The 17,304-nt window shown below is 47.6% G+C and carries 18 protein-coding genes and 1 other annotated feature (1 of these 19 running past the window's edge); all 18 genes read left to right on the plus strand.

Annotated elements, in window-relative coordinates; translation table 11 throughout:
* Positions 1-1,422 carry a UDP-N-acetylmuramoyl-L-alanine--D-glutamate ligase gene (murD, locus tag CS562_RS24515; protein WP_099858474.1) on the plus strand — a complete coding sequence of 474 codons (1,422 nt, stop codon included), beginning with the start codon at positions 1-3 and terminating at the stop codon, positions 1,420-1,422.
* A 48-nt stretch (positions 1,423-1,470) separates the two neighbouring features.
* Entirely contained in the window at positions 1,471-2,568 is a 1,098-nt protein-coding gene (gene spoVE / locus CS562_RS24520; RefSeq protein ID WP_099858475.1) for a stage V sporulation protein E, read from the plus strand.
* A 7-nt stretch (positions 2,569-2,575) separates the two neighbouring features.
* Positions 2,576-3,685, plus strand: coding sequence for an undecaprenyldiphospho-muramoylpentapeptide beta-N-acetylglucosaminyltransferase (gene murG / locus CS562_RS24525; protein WP_099858476.1), 1,110 nt, complete (start codon positions 2,576-2,578; stop codon positions 3,683-3,685).
* 148 nt (positions 3,686-3,833) lie between these two features.
* Positions 3,834-4,739, plus strand: a complete 906-nt coding sequence (murB, locus tag CS562_RS24530) for a UDP-N-acetylmuramate dehydrogenase (protein WP_099858477.1) — start codon at positions 3,834-3,836, stop codon at positions 4,737-4,739.
* A gap of 17 nt (positions 4,740-4,756) precedes the next feature.
* Positions 4,757-6,040: a UDP-N-acetylglucosamine 1-carboxyvinyltransferase gene (gene murA / locus CS562_RS24535; RefSeq protein ID WP_053781219.1), complete on the plus strand. Its 1,284-nt coding sequence runs from the start codon at positions 4,757-4,759 to the stop codon at positions 6,038-6,040.
* 58 nt (positions 6,041-6,098) lie between these two features.
* Positions 6,099-6,866: a cell division protein FtsQ/DivIB gene (locus CS562_RS24540; protein WP_099858478.1), complete on the plus strand. Its 768-nt coding sequence runs from the start codon at positions 6,099-6,101 to the stop codon at positions 6,864-6,866.
* A gap of 293 nt (positions 6,867-7,159) precedes the next feature.
* Entirely contained in the window at positions 7,160-8,446 is a 1,287-nt protein-coding gene (ftsA, locus tag CS562_RS24545; RefSeq protein ID WP_076288132.1) for a cell division protein FtsA, read from the plus strand.
* Between the two features lie 150 nt (positions 8,447-8,596).
* A complete protein-coding gene (ftsZ, locus tag CS562_RS24550) occupies positions 8,597-9,709 on the plus strand; it encodes a cell division protein FtsZ (protein ID WP_063566980.1) in 1,113 nt (370 codons plus the stop codon).
* A 255-nt stretch (positions 9,710-9,964) separates the two neighbouring features.
* A complete protein-coding gene (spoIIGA, locus tag CS562_RS24555; RefSeq protein ID WP_063567038.1) occupies positions 9,965-10,945 on the plus strand; it encodes a sigma-E processing peptidase SpoIIGA in 981 nt (326 codons plus the stop codon).
* An 11-nt stretch (positions 10,946-10,956) separates the two neighbouring features.
* On the plus strand, positions 10,957-11,679 hold the full coding sequence (gene sigE, locus CS562_RS24560; protein ID WP_017687308.1) for an RNA polymerase sporulation sigma factor SigE: 723 nt from the start codon (positions 10,957-10,959) through the stop codon (positions 11,677-11,679).
* A 111-nt stretch (positions 11,680-11,790) separates the two neighbouring features.
* The gene (gene sigG / locus CS562_RS24565) at positions 11,791-12,573 is read left to right on the plus strand and encodes an RNA polymerase sporulation sigma factor SigG (RefSeq protein ID WP_024628410.1); all 783 of its coding nucleotides are present in this window, start codon (positions 11,791-11,793) and stop codon (positions 12,571-12,573) included.
* Positions 12,574-12,807: 234 nt separating this feature from the next.
* On the plus strand, positions 12,808-13,161 hold the full coding sequence (locus CS562_RS24570) for a YlmC/YmxH family sporulation protein (protein ID WP_076288299.1): 354 nt from the start codon (positions 12,808-12,810) through the stop codon (positions 13,159-13,161).
* A gap of 51 nt (positions 13,162-13,212) precedes the next feature.
* Positions 13,213-14,106, plus strand: coding sequence for a peptidoglycan editing factor PgeF (gene pgeF, locus CS562_RS24575; RefSeq protein ID WP_076288133.1), 894 nt, complete (start codon positions 13,213-13,215; stop codon positions 14,104-14,106).
* 6 nt (positions 14,107-14,112) lie between these two features.
* A complete protein-coding gene (locus tag CS562_RS24580; protein WP_076288134.1) occupies positions 14,113-14,814 on the plus strand; it encodes a YggS family pyridoxal phosphate-dependent enzyme in 702 nt (233 codons plus the stop codon).
* A complete protein-coding gene (locus CS562_RS24585) occupies positions 14,805-15,272 on the plus strand; it encodes a cell division protein SepF (protein ID WP_063566976.1) in 468 nt (155 codons plus the stop codon). Before CS562_RS24580 ends, CS562_RS24585 begins: the two co-directional genes overlap by 10 nt.
* Before the next feature lie 7 nt (positions 15,273-15,279).
* Positions 15,280-15,549, plus strand: coding sequence for a YggT family protein (locus CS562_RS24590; protein ID WP_205524745.1), 270 nt, complete (start codon positions 15,280-15,282; stop codon positions 15,547-15,549).
* 16 nt (positions 15,550-15,565) lie between these two features.
* Positions 15,566-16,348 carry a YlmH family RNA-binding protein gene (locus CS562_RS24595; RefSeq protein ID WP_076288135.1) on the plus strand — a complete coding sequence of 261 codons (783 nt, stop codon included), beginning with the start codon at positions 15,566-15,568 and terminating at the stop codon, positions 16,346-16,348.
* A gap of 241 nt (positions 16,349-16,589) precedes the next feature.
* Positions 16,590-17,099: a DivIVA domain-containing protein gene (locus tag CS562_RS24600; protein WP_063566974.1), complete on the plus strand. Its 510-nt coding sequence runs from the start codon at positions 16,590-16,592 to the stop codon at positions 17,097-17,099.
* A 58-nt stretch (positions 17,100-17,157) separates the two neighbouring features.
* Positions 17,158-17,304: a binding site (T-box leader), on the plus strand; it runs 145 nt beyond the window's last position.

A 17,304-nucleotide genomic window follows, 5' to 3' on the forward strand; every position in this document is an offset into this window, starting at 1 on the left:
ATGAATCATCCTGAATCATATCGTGGACAACAAGTGGTCGTGCTTGGACTGGCCAAGAGCGGCGTGCAGGTCGCTAAAGTACTGGACCGTGCCGGCGCAATCGTTACAGTTAATGATAAAAAAGAGAGAGAACAGTGTCCCGAAGCATCCGAATTGGAGGCTTTGGGAATTTCTGTTGTATGCGGTGGACATCCGGACGACCTGATTCATAGTGATGTGAAGCTTGTAGTCAAAAATCCGGGCATTCCTTATCAGGCGCCTCCTGTGCAACAGGCACTTGCCTTAGGCATAGAAGTGGTGACTGAGGTGGAGGTAGCTTACCATTTATGCGCTGCGCCTATGATCGGGATCACGGGCTCCAACGGGAAAACAACCACAACAACGTGGGTAGGCAACATGTTGGAGCTTGCCGGTTTGAAACCAATCGTTGCCGGTAATATTGGAACGCCATTGTGTGAGGCGGCAGAGCAGGCTTCTGCGGATAACTGGATGGTGGTGGAGCTTAGCAGTTTCCAACTGAAAGGCACATCCGATTTCCGTCCGCGTATTGCCAGTTTGCTAAACGTGGCGGAGACTCATTTGGATTATCATGGGGACATGGATGATTATGTGGCTTCCAAAGCCAAATTGTTCTCCAACCAACAACCGGAGGATGTGGCTATCCTGAACTGGGATGATCCGGTATGCCGCGGACTAGTTCCATATATCAAAGCAAGACTCCTCCCATTCTCGCTGACAGAGAAGCTCGAAGCAGGGGTATATGCTGATCCTCCTTACGTGGATGGGGAAGAGGATGATGTGAAGCGCCAGGTGATCTATGCAGACGGTCAGGGCAACCATCATGTCATTATTGATGTGGAAGACATCGGAATACCAGGACGATTTAATGTGGGAAATGCCTTGGCAGCAGTAGCTATTGCTGTATCCGCTGGAGCCGATCCATCTGTGCTTGCTGCGCCTCTGGCTGACTTCAAGGGGGTTGAACACCGTCTTGAATATGTACTTGAACATAATGGAGCGGGCTATTACAACAATTCCAAAGCGACCAACTCCAAAGCAACCGTAATGGCTCTGAACTCCTTCAAGGAACCGGTCGTGCTCATTGCCGGAGGACTGGATCGTGGTTCAGACATGATGGAATTGCTGCCATTATTCCAGGAGCGGGTGAAAGCTGTGGTTGCTATTGGAGAGACACGTGAGAAAATTGCCAAGGTCGCGGAACTGGCGGGATTAAAGCAAATTAAGGTCGTCGATAATGAGGAGGACGCTGCCCAAACGTTAACCGCTGCCGTGCAGGAAGCTTCACAGTTTGCAGCTCCAGGTGATGTGGTCTTGTTATCACCGGCATGTGCAAGCTGGGACATGTTTCCTTCCTATGAAGAGCGGGGACGCATTTTTAAAGAGGCGGCGCATAACTTGTAAGTAGGGGGGTGGAAAAGCCCCTACTTCCATGCAAGGGGTGGCCTCCTGATGAAACAGACGCGACCGGCGCCGGATTTCTGGCTCCTAATTTGTATTCTGGCATTGCTTGCCATCGGCATTATTATGGTATACAGTGCGGGCTCGGTGCTTGCTTTTCATGACTATGGTGATTCATTTTACTTTGTCAAAAGACAGCTGCTGTTCGCCGGACTTGGACTTGCTGCCATGTTTGTTACGGCAAATGTGGACTACCGGGTCTGGAGAAAGTATGCAAAGCCTATACTGATTGCCTGTTTTATAATGCTGATTGCGGTGCTGATTCCTGGCATCGGAGTGGTTCGCGGAGGAGCACGAAGCTGGTTGGGCATTGGCTCATTCGGCATACAACCTTCGGAATTCATGAAACTGGGTATGATCCTGTTTCTGGCTCATTGGTTAAGTAAGGAACCCGGCAAAATCAAAACGTTTACGACGGGGCTTCTGCCGCCGCTCGGTTTGATTGGTTTGGCCTTTGGTATTATTATGCTTCAGCCCGATTTGGGGACAGGCACAGTAATGCTGGGTGCATCAATGCTCATTATTTTCACAGCAGGAGCACGGATGAAGCATCTCTTGCTTCTTGCCCTAGGCGGTGTAGCGGGATTTGCCGCGTTGATTGCGGCAGCTCCTTACAGATTGCAGCGAATAACGGCTTTTTTGGATCCGTGGTCTGATCCACTTGGCGCCGGATATCAGATTATTCAATCTTTATATGCGATCGGCCCGGGAGGACTTGCCGGCTTGGGGCTAGGTATGAGTCGGCAAAAATACAGCTATGTACCCGAGCCACAGACGGATTTTATTTTTTCCATTTTGGCAGAAGAGCTTGGCTTCATTGGTGGAATGATTGTATTATTGCTGTTCCTGGTCCTGGTATGGAGAGGGATGCGTGTAGCCATGACGGTACCAGATGCTTTTGGCAGCCTTCTGGGCGTAGGTATTGTGGGTATGGTGGCTGTTCAGGTCATTATCAACATTGGCGTTGTGATTGGGCTTATGCCAGTTACGGGGATTACACTCCCACTCATCAGTTATGGTGGTTCCTCTCTGACCTTGATGTTGACAGCGTTAGGCATATTATTGAACTTATCCCGTTATGCGAGGTGAATGTACGATGCGAGTCGTTCTAAGCGGCGGCGGTACCGGTGGGCATATCTATCCGGCCGTTGCTATAGCAAGGCAATGTGAGGCGGAGAATCCCGACTCGACATTTTTATATATCGGTGGTACCCGTGGACTGGAAAGCAAACTGGTGCCACAAGAGAATATTCCGTTTCAATCGATTGATATCACAGGTTTTCGCCGGAAATTGTCCTTTGACAACGTGAAGACTGTGATGAGATTTTTGCAAGGTGTACGTAAAGCCAAGAAAATGCTCAAGGAATTCAAACCTGATGTTGTCATCGGTACGGGGGGCTATGTGTGTGGGCCTGTCGTATATGCAGCAGCCAAACTAGGTATTCCAAGTGTTATTCATGAGCAGAATGCCATTCCCGGGTTAACTAACAAGTTCCTTACTCGGTATGTGGACACGGTAGCTGTTAGTTTTGAGGGTTCGGAGAAAGCATTCTCTGGAGCCAAAAAGGTTGTGTATACCGGCAATCCAAGGGCTACAACGGTAGCTCAAGCCAGCCGTGATCGTGGATTTGCGACATTGGGTGTACCCATGGACAGCCGAGTTGTTCTTGTGGTTGGTGGTAGCCGTGGTGCGAAAGCAATTAATAAAGCCATGGTGGATATGGCACCGATGCTGGCCAAGCTTGAAGATGTGCATGTGGTCTACGTGACTGGTGACTCATATTTTGATGAAACGCGTGAAGCGATCCGCAGTTCCCTTGGAACGATGCCAAATCATCTGCATGTGTTGCCATACGTACACAACATGCCTGAGGTTCTTGCATGCACGTCGCTGATCGTAAATCGTGCAGGGGCATCGTTCCTTGCCGAGATTACATCTCTAGGTATTCCATCCATTCTGATTCCGTCACCTAACGTGACAAATAATCATCAGGAGGCGAATGCTCGTACGCTTGAGGGTGGCGGTGCATCACTTACGATGCTGGAGAAGGATCTGACAGGCCAGGCGCTATATAAAGCGATTGCTGGAATTATGAATGACGAAGCGGCGCGCAAAAGGATGGCGGAAGCCTCCCGGCAGCTGGGGAAACCTGATGCAGCCGAAGTGCTTGTGAGCGAGATTCGGCGTCTTGCTGTAGGGCGTTAATGTGCGTTTTGGGCGATTGTCACACACACGGCGGGACTGACATAAGATACCCTATAAATCGTGACAATCGTTCCATGGCGCCGCAACACGGCTTGCAGCAACGAAAACTGCCGTGCTCATCGGTTTTGAAGTAAAGGAGGATATTAATATGCAGCAGTGGATATCGTTACTATCCCAGAACAATGTCGGCAAAGTTCTTGAAAACGAGCCGCTAGCCAAATACACCACATGGAAGATCGGCGGTCCTGCAGATGCGCTGGTCATACCGGAAAACAAGGAGCAGATGGTCAATCTCATCCAATTGCTGCACAAACATCAGATCCCATGGATGCAGCTTGGACGGGGTTCAAACATGCTAGTGTCTGACAAGGGAATACGCGGAGTTGTCGTGAAACCGGGAGAAGGTTTTGATTATGCCGAATTTCACGAGGGCGGGGTAACTGCTGGAGCGGCACATTCCTTTGTTAAACTCAGTGTTGTTGCTGCAAAGAAAGAGTGGACCGGTTTGGAATTTGGCAGCGGAATCCCCGGAACAGTCGGCGGAGCCGTATATATGAATGCTGGTGCCCATGGATCGGATGTGTCACGGATATTTCAATCCGCTGAGATTGTACTGGAGACAGGGGAATTGGTACGTTATAGCAAGGAGGACATGGAATTTGCCTATCGCCACTCTGTTCTGCATGACCGGAGAGGCATCGTGCTGGAGGCTACATTTGAACTACAGCAGGGAGAACGCAAAGTCATTTCGGAATCGATGGCGGCCTATAAAGACCGCAGACGCCGTACACAGCCACTGCAGATGGCGTGTGCTGGCAGCGTGTTCCGGAATCCCCCTGGTGATCATGCCGCCCGCCTGATTGAAGCAGCGGGGTTAAAGGGTATGACTCAGGGAGGCGCACAGGTATCCACCATGCATGCCAATTTCATTGTCAATACAGGCCAAGCAACAGCAGAGGACGTTATCACCCTAATGCAGCAGATTCAGAACACTATATCATCTCAAAACGGTATTAACCTGGTACCGGAAGTCTTCGTAGTGGGTGAACGGTAAACCCCGGAGGTGATACATTGGACAAATTGGTGATTGAAGGCGGGAAACCCCTCTCAGGATCCATACGCATCCATGGAGCAAAAAATGCCGCTTTACCGATCATGGCCGCAAGTTTGTTGGCAGACGGAGAAGTTACGCTGCACAACGTTCCACACTTGCTGGACATCGAAGTGATGCTGTATATCCTGGAACGACTTGGATGCACGTGTCGGCATGAACAGGGAACAGTGACGATAGATACATCGTCCATCCGGTCATATGATGTGCCTGAGGATCTCATGAAGCAGATGCGTTCTTCCATTTTTTTGATGGGACCATTGCTGGCTAAGTTTGGGCAAGTATCCGTGTACCAGCCAGGTGGCTGTGCCATTGGGGAACGTAAAATTGATCTTCACCTTCGGGGCCTTGAGGCCCTCGGAGCTTCGATTGAAGAGCTGGATCAGCAGATCATATGCCGTGGGCGCAAGCTGGTGGGAACAGACATTCATCTGGATTTCCCCAGTGTAGGAGCCACAGAAAATATTATGATGGCTGCCGTTACCGCTGAGGGTACAACAACGATATTTAATGCAGCCAGAGAACCAGAGATACAGGATCTGCAACATTTTCTGAATGCGATGGGTGCACGAATTATCGGTGCTGGAACGGATACGATCACCATTAATGGTGTGGAGAAACTCAAGCCTTGCTCTTATGAAATTATACCTGATCGGATCGTTGCAGGAACGGTGATGATTGCAGCCGCAGCAACGAGAGGGAATGTAACGCTTACACACTGCAATCCGGCCCATCTTACTTCCCTTATACATGTGTTGAAGCGTACTGGTGTTCAAATCACAGTCTGCAATGATATAATGACGGTGAGCTGTATGAGCCGTCCCAAATCAGTAGACCGCATTGTGACTTCTCCGTACCCTTCATTTCCAACAGACCTGCAGTCGCAAATTATGGTGCTGCTCAGTCTGGCCGACGGTTTCAGTGTGATGAAGGAAACGGTATTCGAGGGCCGGTTCAAACATGTGGATGAGCTGAATGTCATGGGAGCCGATATCTCGGTAGACCTGAATGCAGCATTTATCCGTGGCGTTCCCCGATTGTACGGGGCTACAGTGGAAGCAACCGATCTGCGTGCAGGTGCAGCACTAGTTATTGCTGGCCTTGCTGCCCAGGGAAAAACGGTTGTGGAGCAAGTGCATCATATTGATAGAGGGTACGATCGTATCGAGAAGCTCTTTCAGAGTCTTGGAGCTTCGGTTGAGCGACAGTCCCCCGTTTCGAAGCAGCTGGATTTTGCCAATTAACGTCCTTTGAGTCCCCTTCTTAAGGGAAGGGGGCCGGAGGCTTTGTGGAGCGCGACCTATGCCTAAAAGTCAAATTCCGGTTCTGAAGAAGAATCGGCCCAAACGAAACACAAGCCGTAAAATTGTTTTTATTCTCTTACTTCTTTTTATTGTATTACTTGCTGTACTTTTTTTTCGTTCTTCGATGAGTCGGATTTCGGCAATTGAGATTACGGGTAATGTATACACAACGACTTCAGAACTGCTGGAGAAAAGTGGGCTGAAGGAGGGCGAACAGTTTTTTGGGACAACCTCTGCTGATGTGATTGAGCGACTGAAAACGATCAAGGCTATATCAACCGTAACTGTGGATAAACAATTTCCAGGGACTATTCATATCAAGGTGCAGGAATATCCAACGGTTGCGTATGAACTTGGTTCTGACGGTACGCTAAAAGCCATACTGGCAAGCGGGACAAGCTTAACGGTCCCTGCCACCATTGGTGTTGCGGTTGAGAAACCGATTTTGACCCAGTGGAAGGCGGATGATCCGCTCAAGGCTAAGCTGAGTGAAGAGTTGGCCAAGATCCCGAATGAACTAACGACGGATATTTCAGAGATTATTCCGAATCCTACACCTTCTTTCCCGGATCAGATTCGGATGTATACCAAGTCACAGTTTGAAGTGATTACAACCGTTTCTCTATTGTCCGATAAGGTAGAGTATCTCAACCAGGTCATTGAGACGGAACGTCCAGGGAAAATCACGATGCTGGAGGCCGATACGTACGTGCCTTTCATTCCGGATAACCCGGAAGAAGATGCTGAACCAGGAGCAACTCCCTGATTTCCGCCTTTATTCGGTTGATCAGTATTTAAAACCAGGCGGGATCGGGGTTTAGCCCCTTTTATCCAGTGAAAGTTGTTCTTTCTGAGACGAAGAAAAAATGATACACTTGAACTTATGGCACTTGAGTTGCCTCCTTCTTTTTTCTTCAAGGTTTTATGTCTCGCAACCAGATCTTGGCACCCAAAAAAATTGTAGAAAAAAGAGGGAAAGCCTAAAGTGTGTTGAATATATTTTAAGAGTGTTTAAACCCGAACGTATTTTACTATTTGGAGTCAGGAGGTGCCACAGACTTGAGCAACAATGACATCATTGTTAGTTTGGACATCGGTACATCCAAAATTCGCGCTATTATTGGGGAAATGAATAATGGAACCTTTAATATTATTGGAGTTGGATCTGCCGACTCGGAGGGAATTCGCAAAGGTGTAATCGTAGATATCGATCAGACGGTGCAATCGATCCGCAATGCAGTGGATCATGCAGAACGTATGGTAGGTATTCAAATATCCGAAGTGTATGTTGGAATCTCGGGAAATCATATCGGACTGATGAGCAGTCACGGTGTCGTGGCAGTGTCTAACGAGGATCGTGAAATCGGAGAAGAAGACATGGAGCGGGTGTTGAAAGCAGCCGAAGTGATTGCGGTTCCACCGGAACGGGAAATTATTGATGTTGTCGCCAAGCAGTATGTTGTAGATGGCTTGGAGGGCATACAGGACCCCCGTGGTATGATTGGTGTTCGTCTGGAAGTAGAGGCGACCATCATTACGGGTGCAAAAACCGCGATACATAATCTTTTGCGCTGCGTGGAAAAAGCGGGTTTGAAAGTAAGTGATTTGGTACTCATGTCACTTGGAGCAGGTCAGCTGGCATTGTCCAAGGATGAAAAAACGATGGGTTCCGTGCTTGTGGATATCGGAGCAGGGGCTACAACCATCGCCATCTTCGAAGAAGACAGTCTCGTTGCCACTTCAACGCTGCCTATTGGCGGGGAGTTTGTAACGAATGACATTGCCTATGGTCTGCGCACATTAACAGATCAAGCCGAAAAGGTAAAACTAAAATATGGCTGCGCATGGCTGGATGATGCTGCTGCGGATGTCATGTTCAAAGTAACACGGATCGGCAGCAACGTAGACAAGGAATTCTCTCAAGAGGATCTGGCGGCTATTATTGAACCGAGGGTTCAAGAAATATTCCAGATGATTTCTCAAGAAGTGAAGCGTCTTGGTTACAATGATCTTCCTGGAGGTTATATACTAACGGGAGGTACGGTCTCTATGCCGGGTGTTCTGCAGGTAGCTCAGCATGAGCTTGCTGCTTCGGTACGAGTTGCGGTGCCGGATTATATCGGTGTGCGTGACCCTGGCTTTACTAGCGGAGTCGGCATTTTGCACAGTGTAATCCGCAGTTTGCGTATTCGTCCCTCGAGCAACAACGGCGGTGGAAATAACAACAACAACAATAATAACAACAAAAAACCGACCAACCGTCCTAAGCCGAATACGGCCCAGGAATCGGAGCAGAAACCAGGTCTGTTCGAACGGCTGAAAAATATGTTCAGCGAATTTATATAAAAGGTTGAATCCATTTCATACAATTCTTGAAGCCGTCTGAATGCGCTGGTTCTAAAATAAACGCTTTCGTTCGTCGATATATGAAATTGATTCGGTTCAATCAAAAATTGGACGGGCCATCCATGCACATTGAGGGGGAGATGGAATAATATGTTGGAATTTGATTTCGAGATGGAGAGCTTGGCTCAAATTAAAGTCATCGGTGTAGGCGGCGGCGGAAGCAATGCAGTCAACCGAATGATCGAAAACGGTGTACAAGGTGTAGAATTTATTACGGTAAATACGGACGCTCAGGCGTTGCACCTCGCGAAATCCGAGCATAAATTGCAAATCGGTGATAAATTAACCCGTGGTCTTGGCGCTGGTGCCAACCCGGATGTAGGTAAAAAAGCAGCGGAAGAATCCCGTGATTTGATCATGAACACCTTGAAAGGTGCAGACATGGTATTTGTTACAGCGGGTATGGGCGGCGGTACGGGTACAGGTGCGGCTCCGGTTATTGCCGAAATCGCCAAAGAGTGCGGCGCACTTACCGTGGGTGTAGTTACTCGCCCGTTCACATTTGAAGGACGTAAACGTTCAAGCCACGCAGAGCAAGGTATTGAAGCTCTCAAGGAAAAAGTGGACACGCTGATCGTCATTCCAAATGACCGTTTGCTTGAGATTGTAGACAAAAAGACACCAATGCTTGAAGCGTTCCGTCAAGCAGATAATGTATTGCGTCAAGCCGTACAAGGTATCTCTGACTTGATCGCTGTACCGGGTCTGATCAACCTTGACTTTGCAGACGTTAAAACGATCATGCACGAGCGCGGATCTGCGCTGATGGGTATCGGTGAATCGACTGGCGAGAACCGTGCTGCAGAGGCGGCACGTAAAGCCATCATGAGTCCTTTGCTTGAAACATCCATCGAAGGTGCACGTGGGGTTATCATGAACATTACGGGTGGCATTAACCTGTCCCTGTATGAAGTCAATGAAGCAGCTGAGATTGTTACGTCAGCTTCTGATCCGGAAGTGAACATGATCTTTGGTGCCATCATTGATGAGGATCTGAAGGAGGAAATCAAAGTCACAGTTATTGCGACTGGCTTTGAAGATAAACCTGCTTCCCCACCACCAGGACGTAAACCCGCTCCAGCAAGTGAGCCTGCGGATAACCGTTCCCCGAACTTGCGTCCGTTCGGAAATCAGCCGAGCAATGATCAGCTGGATATTCCGACATTTTTGCGCAATCGTTCACGTAATAATAACAACGATTAATACGATAATAGATTTCATTGAAGACCCGGTGCTCCTGATGGAGCAACCGGGTCTTTTTTGTTTTTTTTATTATCCTATCACATCGTATTGAACAAATTCTGAACAACTGCTCTGAGTAATTCCGACAAAAAAAGTTGGAACGATCCCCCCATGATTAGACAGACTTTGAAAAGTGAGCTCCTTATACTTGTGAATATGCTCATGAATATCGGGATAACGTTATTTCGATATGTTGCGCGCAGGCAGGTGAAGAATGTGGTTGTATATGTGGATCTTATTTTTTTGACGAACCTGTGTATTGACGGTGCGCTCATCGGACTGACGGCCTGGATGCGCAAAACGAAGCTGGTCTGGTGGCGATGGTTGCTGTCCGCGATCGTGGGTGCGCTGTACGTTGTCATGATGTTTGTGCCGGAGTTTGATTTTATGTTCACCTTTTTGATCAAGTTTGGATTGTCTCTGGTGATGCTGAGTATTGCATTTGGGTTTAAGGGTCTTCAGGCATTTATGAGGACCTTGGGTACCTTCTATGTAATCAATTTTGTCGCCGCTGGGGGAATTCTGGGTGTGCACTACATGCTGCAAAGCTCTGGGGAATTGTTCAACGGCATTTGGTTTACAGCATCAGGTGGAATGTCTTTTGATTTGAAAATTGCCTTCTGGTTCACGTTTGTCGTCTTTTTTGCCGTGCTTTTTCTATTCAAAGCCGTGCAGAGCTCCAAAAGAAAAACAGACCGAATGACAACGTACTTGGGTAAAGTGGAGGTTTTTATTGATGATGTGACTATTTCTTGTACAGGCCTTCTGGATACAGGAAATCAACTTACAGACCCCCTTTCACGTATGCCCGTCATGGTAATGGAGGTATCGCTATGGCAAGACATGCTGCCTGCTGCTTGGAAGGGCAGGTTGAAGGATGAGGCGCCGGACAACCTTATCATGGAGCTCGATCAGGAGGACTTCCACTGGCAGGATCGTTTAAGGCTTGTACCCTATCGAGGTATTAACAAAGGAACTGCGTTTATGCTGGCGATGAAGCCAGACCGGGTGAAGGTAACGATGGATGAGATGTGTTATGAGACGACAAAGGTATTAATAGGGTTGGACGGGGGCGTATTGTCATCCGATGGAAAATACCAGGCCGTGATTCACCCTGAGCTTGTGCAAGACGCTGCTTCTGCGCAGTCTACGGCTATCTCTGCGGGAGCAACAGAAAAGCCGCTGAATGTGGTATAGGAGGAACGTACATGCTTGTAAAATGGAAACTGGTGGCGCAGCTGCAGTACTATCGTTTATTATTTCTGCTTGGTTTGAAAAGTGAAGAGATTTATTATATCGGAGGCAGTGAGGCACTACCGCCCCCGTTAACACGTGAAGAAGAAGAATTTCTGTTGCAAAAGTTGTCTTCTGGAGATTCCGCGATCCGTGCCATGCTGATTGAACGGAACCTGCGACTGGTAGTCTACATCGCACGCAAATTCGAAAATACAGGTATCAATATCGAGGATCTGGTCTCCATCGGTGCAATCGGTTTGATTAAAGCCGTTAATACGTTTGACCCGGAAAAGAAAATTAAGCTGGCAACCTATGCTTCCCGTTGTATCGAAAATGAAATTTTGATGTACCTGAGACGTAACAGTAAAATTCGTACAGAAGTTTCTTTTGATGAACCACTCAATATTGATTGGGATGGAAATGAACTATTATTATCCGATGTACTCGGTACTGAGAACGATACAATCTATCGGAATATCGAAGAACAGGTAGACCGGAAGCTTTTGCATAAAGCATTGGAAAAATTAACCGAGCGGGAGCGAATGATTATGGAGCTTCGCTTTGGCTTGACGGATGGGGAAGAAAAGACACAAAAAGATGTCGCCGATCTGCTTGGAATCTCCCAATCCTATATCTCTCGTCTCGAAAAAAGAATCATTAAAAGACTCCGCAAGGAGTTCAACAAGATGGTATGAACAGGAGCATTTTTCATAATGGGTATTAATGGCAAGGATGCCAAGTGCGAATAAAAAAGCCTACCCCGGAGATAATGTACATTAATGTTTCTCCTTGGGAGGTAAATCACGATGACCCGAAACAAAGTCGAGATTTGTGGCGTGGACACCGCAAAATTGCCTGTCCTCACCAACACAGAAATGCGGGAATTGTTTCATTCCCTTCAGCAACACCATGATCGCTCAGCAAGAGAGAAATTAGTGAATGGCAACCTGCGTCTCGTACTCAGTGTCATTCAGCGCTTTAACAATCGGGGAGAGTTTGTCGATGATCTGTTCCAGGTTGGATGTATTGGCCTGATGAAAGCCATTGATAATTTTGATTTATCCCAGAATGTCAAATTTTCAACCTACGCGGTGCCGATGATTATCGGTGAAATCCGTCGATACCTGCGCGATAATAACCCAATTCGGGTATCTCGCTCATTGCGGGACATTGCTTATAAAGCACTTCAGGTGCGTGACAGCCTGACGAATAAAAATTCCCGTGAACCGACGATATTCGAAATTTCTGAGGTACTAAATGTGCCGAAGGAAGATGTGGTTTTTGCATTGGATGCCATCCAGGACCCGGTTTCGCTCTTCGAACCGATCTATCATGATGGTGGAGATCCGATCTATGTGATGGATCAGATCAGTGATGACAAAAACAAGGATGTGTCCTGGATTGAGGAAATTGCGCTGCGTGAAGCGATGCATCGTCTCGGTCAAAGGGAGAAAATGATTCTGTCGATGCGGTTTTTCGAAGGAAAAACCCAGATGGAAGTGGCTGATGAAATTGGTATTTCCCAGGCGCAGGTATCCCGTCTGGAGAAATCAGCGATACAACAAATGCAGAAACATGTGAAGTCGTAACACGGGGTTAGCGAAGAGGCGATTAAAGGGAGGAATATTCCTTTGATCGTCTTTTTGCTTTTTGGATTTCGACATCAGAGAATCTGGAATTGTTCCATTGCCTTTCCTTCGAAAAAGAGGACATTTTTCGCGTATGAAACATATATTGTATAGAAGTGGAGAACGGGCAGAAGCGGATTAATCAGGGGGCGGGACCAAATGAAAGTGAACACAGGTGAAGCGGTGGGTAGCGGGATGAAAATTTCGGATTTTCAAACCAAAGATGTTATTAACATTACGGATGGAAAACGTCTGGGTCAGATTAGTGATTTGGAATTGGATCTGAAGCAGGGCCGAATTGAAGCGATTGTTGTGCCAGGTTACAGTCGTTTTATGGGGCTGTTTGGCGGGGGGACGGATCTGGTTATCCCTTGGAGAAACATTGTGAAGATCGGTTCGGATGTGATTTTGGTTAAAATGGATGAAATGAAGGAAACTAACTATGATGAGCGCGACCGTGAAGCCCGCTTGTATGACGAACAGAACGGCCGGATGGACCGGGTGGAACGTATTGAACGTTTGAATCGTAACCAGCGCCGAACGATATAACCGAGACAGAACGGGGTTCATTTGGTACACTGGAAGTTGTGAGGTGAGAAGATGGAACCGTTTATTTTGGATAAGGAAATACGGTCGGGAAGCCAGAACTCAAATTGGGGTCCTGACCCGTTGTTATTATATGTGGAGCCGTGGAAATTGCAGTTTAAGCATATGAAAGCCGGTTTTACGACAAGGCAGGGTGGTGTCGGAAGCACACCTTACGCCAGTCTCAACTGCGCCTATCATGTGGGTGATAATCCGGCTGACGTGCTGAATAATCGCAAACTTGTGGCTGAAAAGCTGGGTTTCCCTTTGGAATCTTGGACTTGTGGAGAACAAGTACACGGTAAACATGTGGCTGTAATCACGGCTGAAGAGCGGGGCAAAGGTTTGCTGGATCGACAGTCTGCATTACAGGATACGGATGGGTTGGTCACTAATGTGCCTGGTGTGCTGCTGACTTCCTTTTATGCAGATTGTGTACCCCTTTATTTCTATGACCCCGTACATCAAGCGGTGGGGCTTGCTCATGCCGGATGGAAAGGTACAGTTGCTGGTATAGCTGAGTCGATGGTCGAAAAGATGGAGCAAGAATATGGAACTCGCAGACAGGATATCCATGCTGCAATAGGTCCCTCCATTGGGGATTGCTGTTATGAAGTGGATGAAGCGGTTATGCAGCATGTACGGGTTTGGCTGGACCACTCCTCGGGTAATGATGAATACAAGAACTCTGCATCCAATCAAGTATATCGACCTGCCGCAAATGGCAAAACGATGTTAAACTTGAAAGAATGCAATCGACACATTATGATGAAAGCAGGAATATTGCCGGATCATATCGAATGTACAACTTGGTGTACAAGCTGCAATCCCGAGCTATTTTTCTCGTATCGTAAAGAAAATGGCATTACCGGGAGAATGGCGAGCTGGATTGGGCTGGAAGAGAGGTGACCCTCTGTGTCATTGGAGGAGCGTATACAACTAGTAAATCAGAAGATCGAAGCCGCGTGTCAGCGCAGTGGCCGTCAACGTGAAGATGTGAATGTGATTGCTGTCACGAAATACGTCTCACTTGAAACAACGGGAGCTGTGCTGGAACACGGTCTTGAGCATATTGGCGAAAACCGCTGGCAGGATGCACAAGCGAAATGGGAAGCATTCGGTCAGCAGGGAACCTGGCATTTTATCGGTCATTTACAGACGAATAAGGTGAAGGACGTCATCGGTAAATTCCGTTACATACATTCACTGGATCGTTTGTCCCTGGCCAAGGAGTTGGATAAAAAGGCGGCGTCTCTTGGCATCCAGGTGGAAACATTATTGCAGGTGAATATTTCGGGTGAAGAAAGTAAGTATGGCTTGCAGCCTGAACAGGCGAGTTCCTTTTTGCGTGAAATCAGTTCGTTCAACAACCTGAAGGTCATCGGCCTGATGACCATGGCACCCCATGAGGAAGATCCAGAGCTTACACGTCCCGTATTCCGCGGACTGCGTGAGCTTAGAGACCATTTGAATGGACAAGCTTTGACAGCGGAGCCATTGACCGAGTTGTCGATGGGCATGTCCAATGATTTTGAAGTGGCGATTGAAGAAGGGGCAACTTGGGTTCGGCTTGGATCGATTCTCGTAGGAAAAGAGGAGGGTTCGCAATGGGCGTAATGAATAAGTTTATGAATTTCCTCGGGCTTCAGGAAGAGGAAGAGATTGTGGAACGTGAGCGTATGGCGGCACAAGAGGAACATGATCCTGATCAGCAGGAAGCTGAAACCTCAAGTCTCGATAAACGTAGAAACCAAAGGGGTAATAATGTGGTGAGCATTCATTCCCAGAAAAATGTTAAAGTCGTCCTTTATGAACCGCGTTCTTATGACGAAGCACAGGAGATTGCTGACCATCTGCGCTCCCATCGTACAGTTGTCGTTAACCTGCAGCGGGTACGTCAGGATCAGGCTTTGCGCGTCATTGATTTCTTGAGTGGCACAGTGTATGCACTGGGCGGCGGTATTTCAAAAATTGGCGGCAACATTTTTCTCTGTACGCCAGATACGGTTGAAATTCAGGGTTCAATTACGGAAATACTGGCTGACAGCGAGCAAGATTATAACAGAATGAGGTGAGCCACTTTTGTATCAGATTGAAAGCGTGTTGTACACGTTATACCAGATTTACTTTTACATGGTCATTGTCTACATATTGATGTCATGGCTTCCCAATGCACGGGAGAGCTTCATCGGTGAATGGCTAGGTAAGTTTGTAGAACCATATTTAAGACCTTTCCGCCGATTTATTCCGCCTTTGTTCGGTGTGTTGGATATTTCACCGATTGTGGCGTTGATCGTTCTTCAACTCGCGCTTAATGGGCTGATCTCCGTCCTCCGATACTTTGTATATTAAGGTAGGGTGAACATAGATGAGCGGTGAGATTTACGAGCATTTTAGTCATGATGAGCGGGATTTTGTGGATAAAGCCTCAGACTGGGTTGAACGGGCAGGTAAGTATCATGACATGAAGCTAACTGACTTTCTTGATCCCAGGCAGGTCTTTATTTTACAAACACTTGTGAACCGTCGAGATGATGTACAGATTCGTCTGGATGGTGGTTATGAAACAGCTGAACGTAAGCGTGCGCTGATTGCACCGGATTATCGGTATCTGGACGATGAGGATATGGGTATGCAGGTGATGAGCATTACGTCTGACGATCAGAAAATCAAAGAGCTGGAGCATGGGGACTATATGGGTGCCCTGCTCGGGCTTGGCATGAAACGTGGCAAGATCGGTGATATTCAAGTGCTGGAGGACGGATGCCATACGGTGGTGGCGTCGGAAACCGGCGCTTTTTTATCGCTTCAACTGAATCAGGTGCACCGGGTACATGTGTTTACGGAGCTGTTGGCACTGGATCAGCTGAAATGGTCCGAGAGCAAACTGGAGACGATGGATATTACTGTCGCTTCACTGCGTTTGGATGGCATCTGTGCAGATGTGTATCGGCTTAGTCGCAGTAAAGTTCTCGTTCCGATCAAGGCTGGCCGCTGTCGTGTGAATTGGAAAGTGGAGGAAGATCCGTCCAAAGCGCTGAAGGCAGGAGATGTGGTATCCATTCAAGGATTTGGTCGATTCAAGGTGATGGAACAGGATGGATTGACCAAAAAGGGACGCTGCCGCGTAAAAATCGGCAAATTTGCCTAAGAGTGTTGCAGGAAAACCCGCTTTCTTGTCGAAATGTTTAAGGTAAAGGTGCAAAAAACATTCGGTGTTTCCGATATACATTAAAGTGCAAAGGTTGATATGACCGCCAAAGGATCAGAGTCTGATCCTGCATTCCGTATTCGTGCCAGGATTGGGCATCACATATACGGCCCCTTGGGTGGAACCCATATGCTGCAAACCTTCTCATTCCGGGAAGGAACTTTTACAGGAGGTGGACAGCATGCCATTAACGCCGCTGGACATACACAACAAGGAATTTTCCCGACGTTTGCGCGGGTATGACGAGGATGAGGTCAATGAATTCCTGGATCAAGTCATCAAAGATTACGAAGGCGTCATTCGCGAAAACAAAGAGCTGAGTAATCAGTTGCTGTCCGTTCAGGAGAAGCTTGATCATTTTGCAACGATTGAAGAGACGCTGAGCAAAACGATCATCATTGCGCAGGAAGCTGCAGATGATGTGAAGAACAATGCGAAAAAAGAAGCACAGTTGATCGTGAAGGAAGCCGAGAAAAATGCGGACCGGATCGTAAACGAATCTTTGTCTAAATCACGCAAAATTGCTTTGGAAGTCGAAGAGCTGAAAAAGCAGGCGTCCATCTATCGTGCCCGTTTCCGTACACTTGTGGAAGCACAGCTTGAATTGTTGACTCAGGATGGTTGGGAAGCGCTGGAGAGCCGGGAGCAGGAAGTCCGTGACCGTGAGCGGGAAATGAAGGAAATTTATTAGTCTATCCGCCTGGTTGACTTTTGCCTGTAAAGAGGCTATAACTATATTCATAATGAATAGTGATTCCATGACGGGTTCAGTACGTTATGATCTCATCCCTCAGAGAGTTGGCGTCTGGTGCAAGCCAATGGATGAGTTATAGCCGAATATCTCCCCGGAGAAGTGACGCTGAAGCGGTGAAGGATTGGCCGTGTGTAAGCGAAAC

It is taken from the genome of Paenibacillus sp. LK1, from assembly GCF_002750415.1.
GTDB classification, from domain to species: domain Bacteria; phylum Bacillota; class Bacilli; order Paenibacillales; family Paenibacillaceae; genus Paenibacillus; species Paenibacillus taichungensis.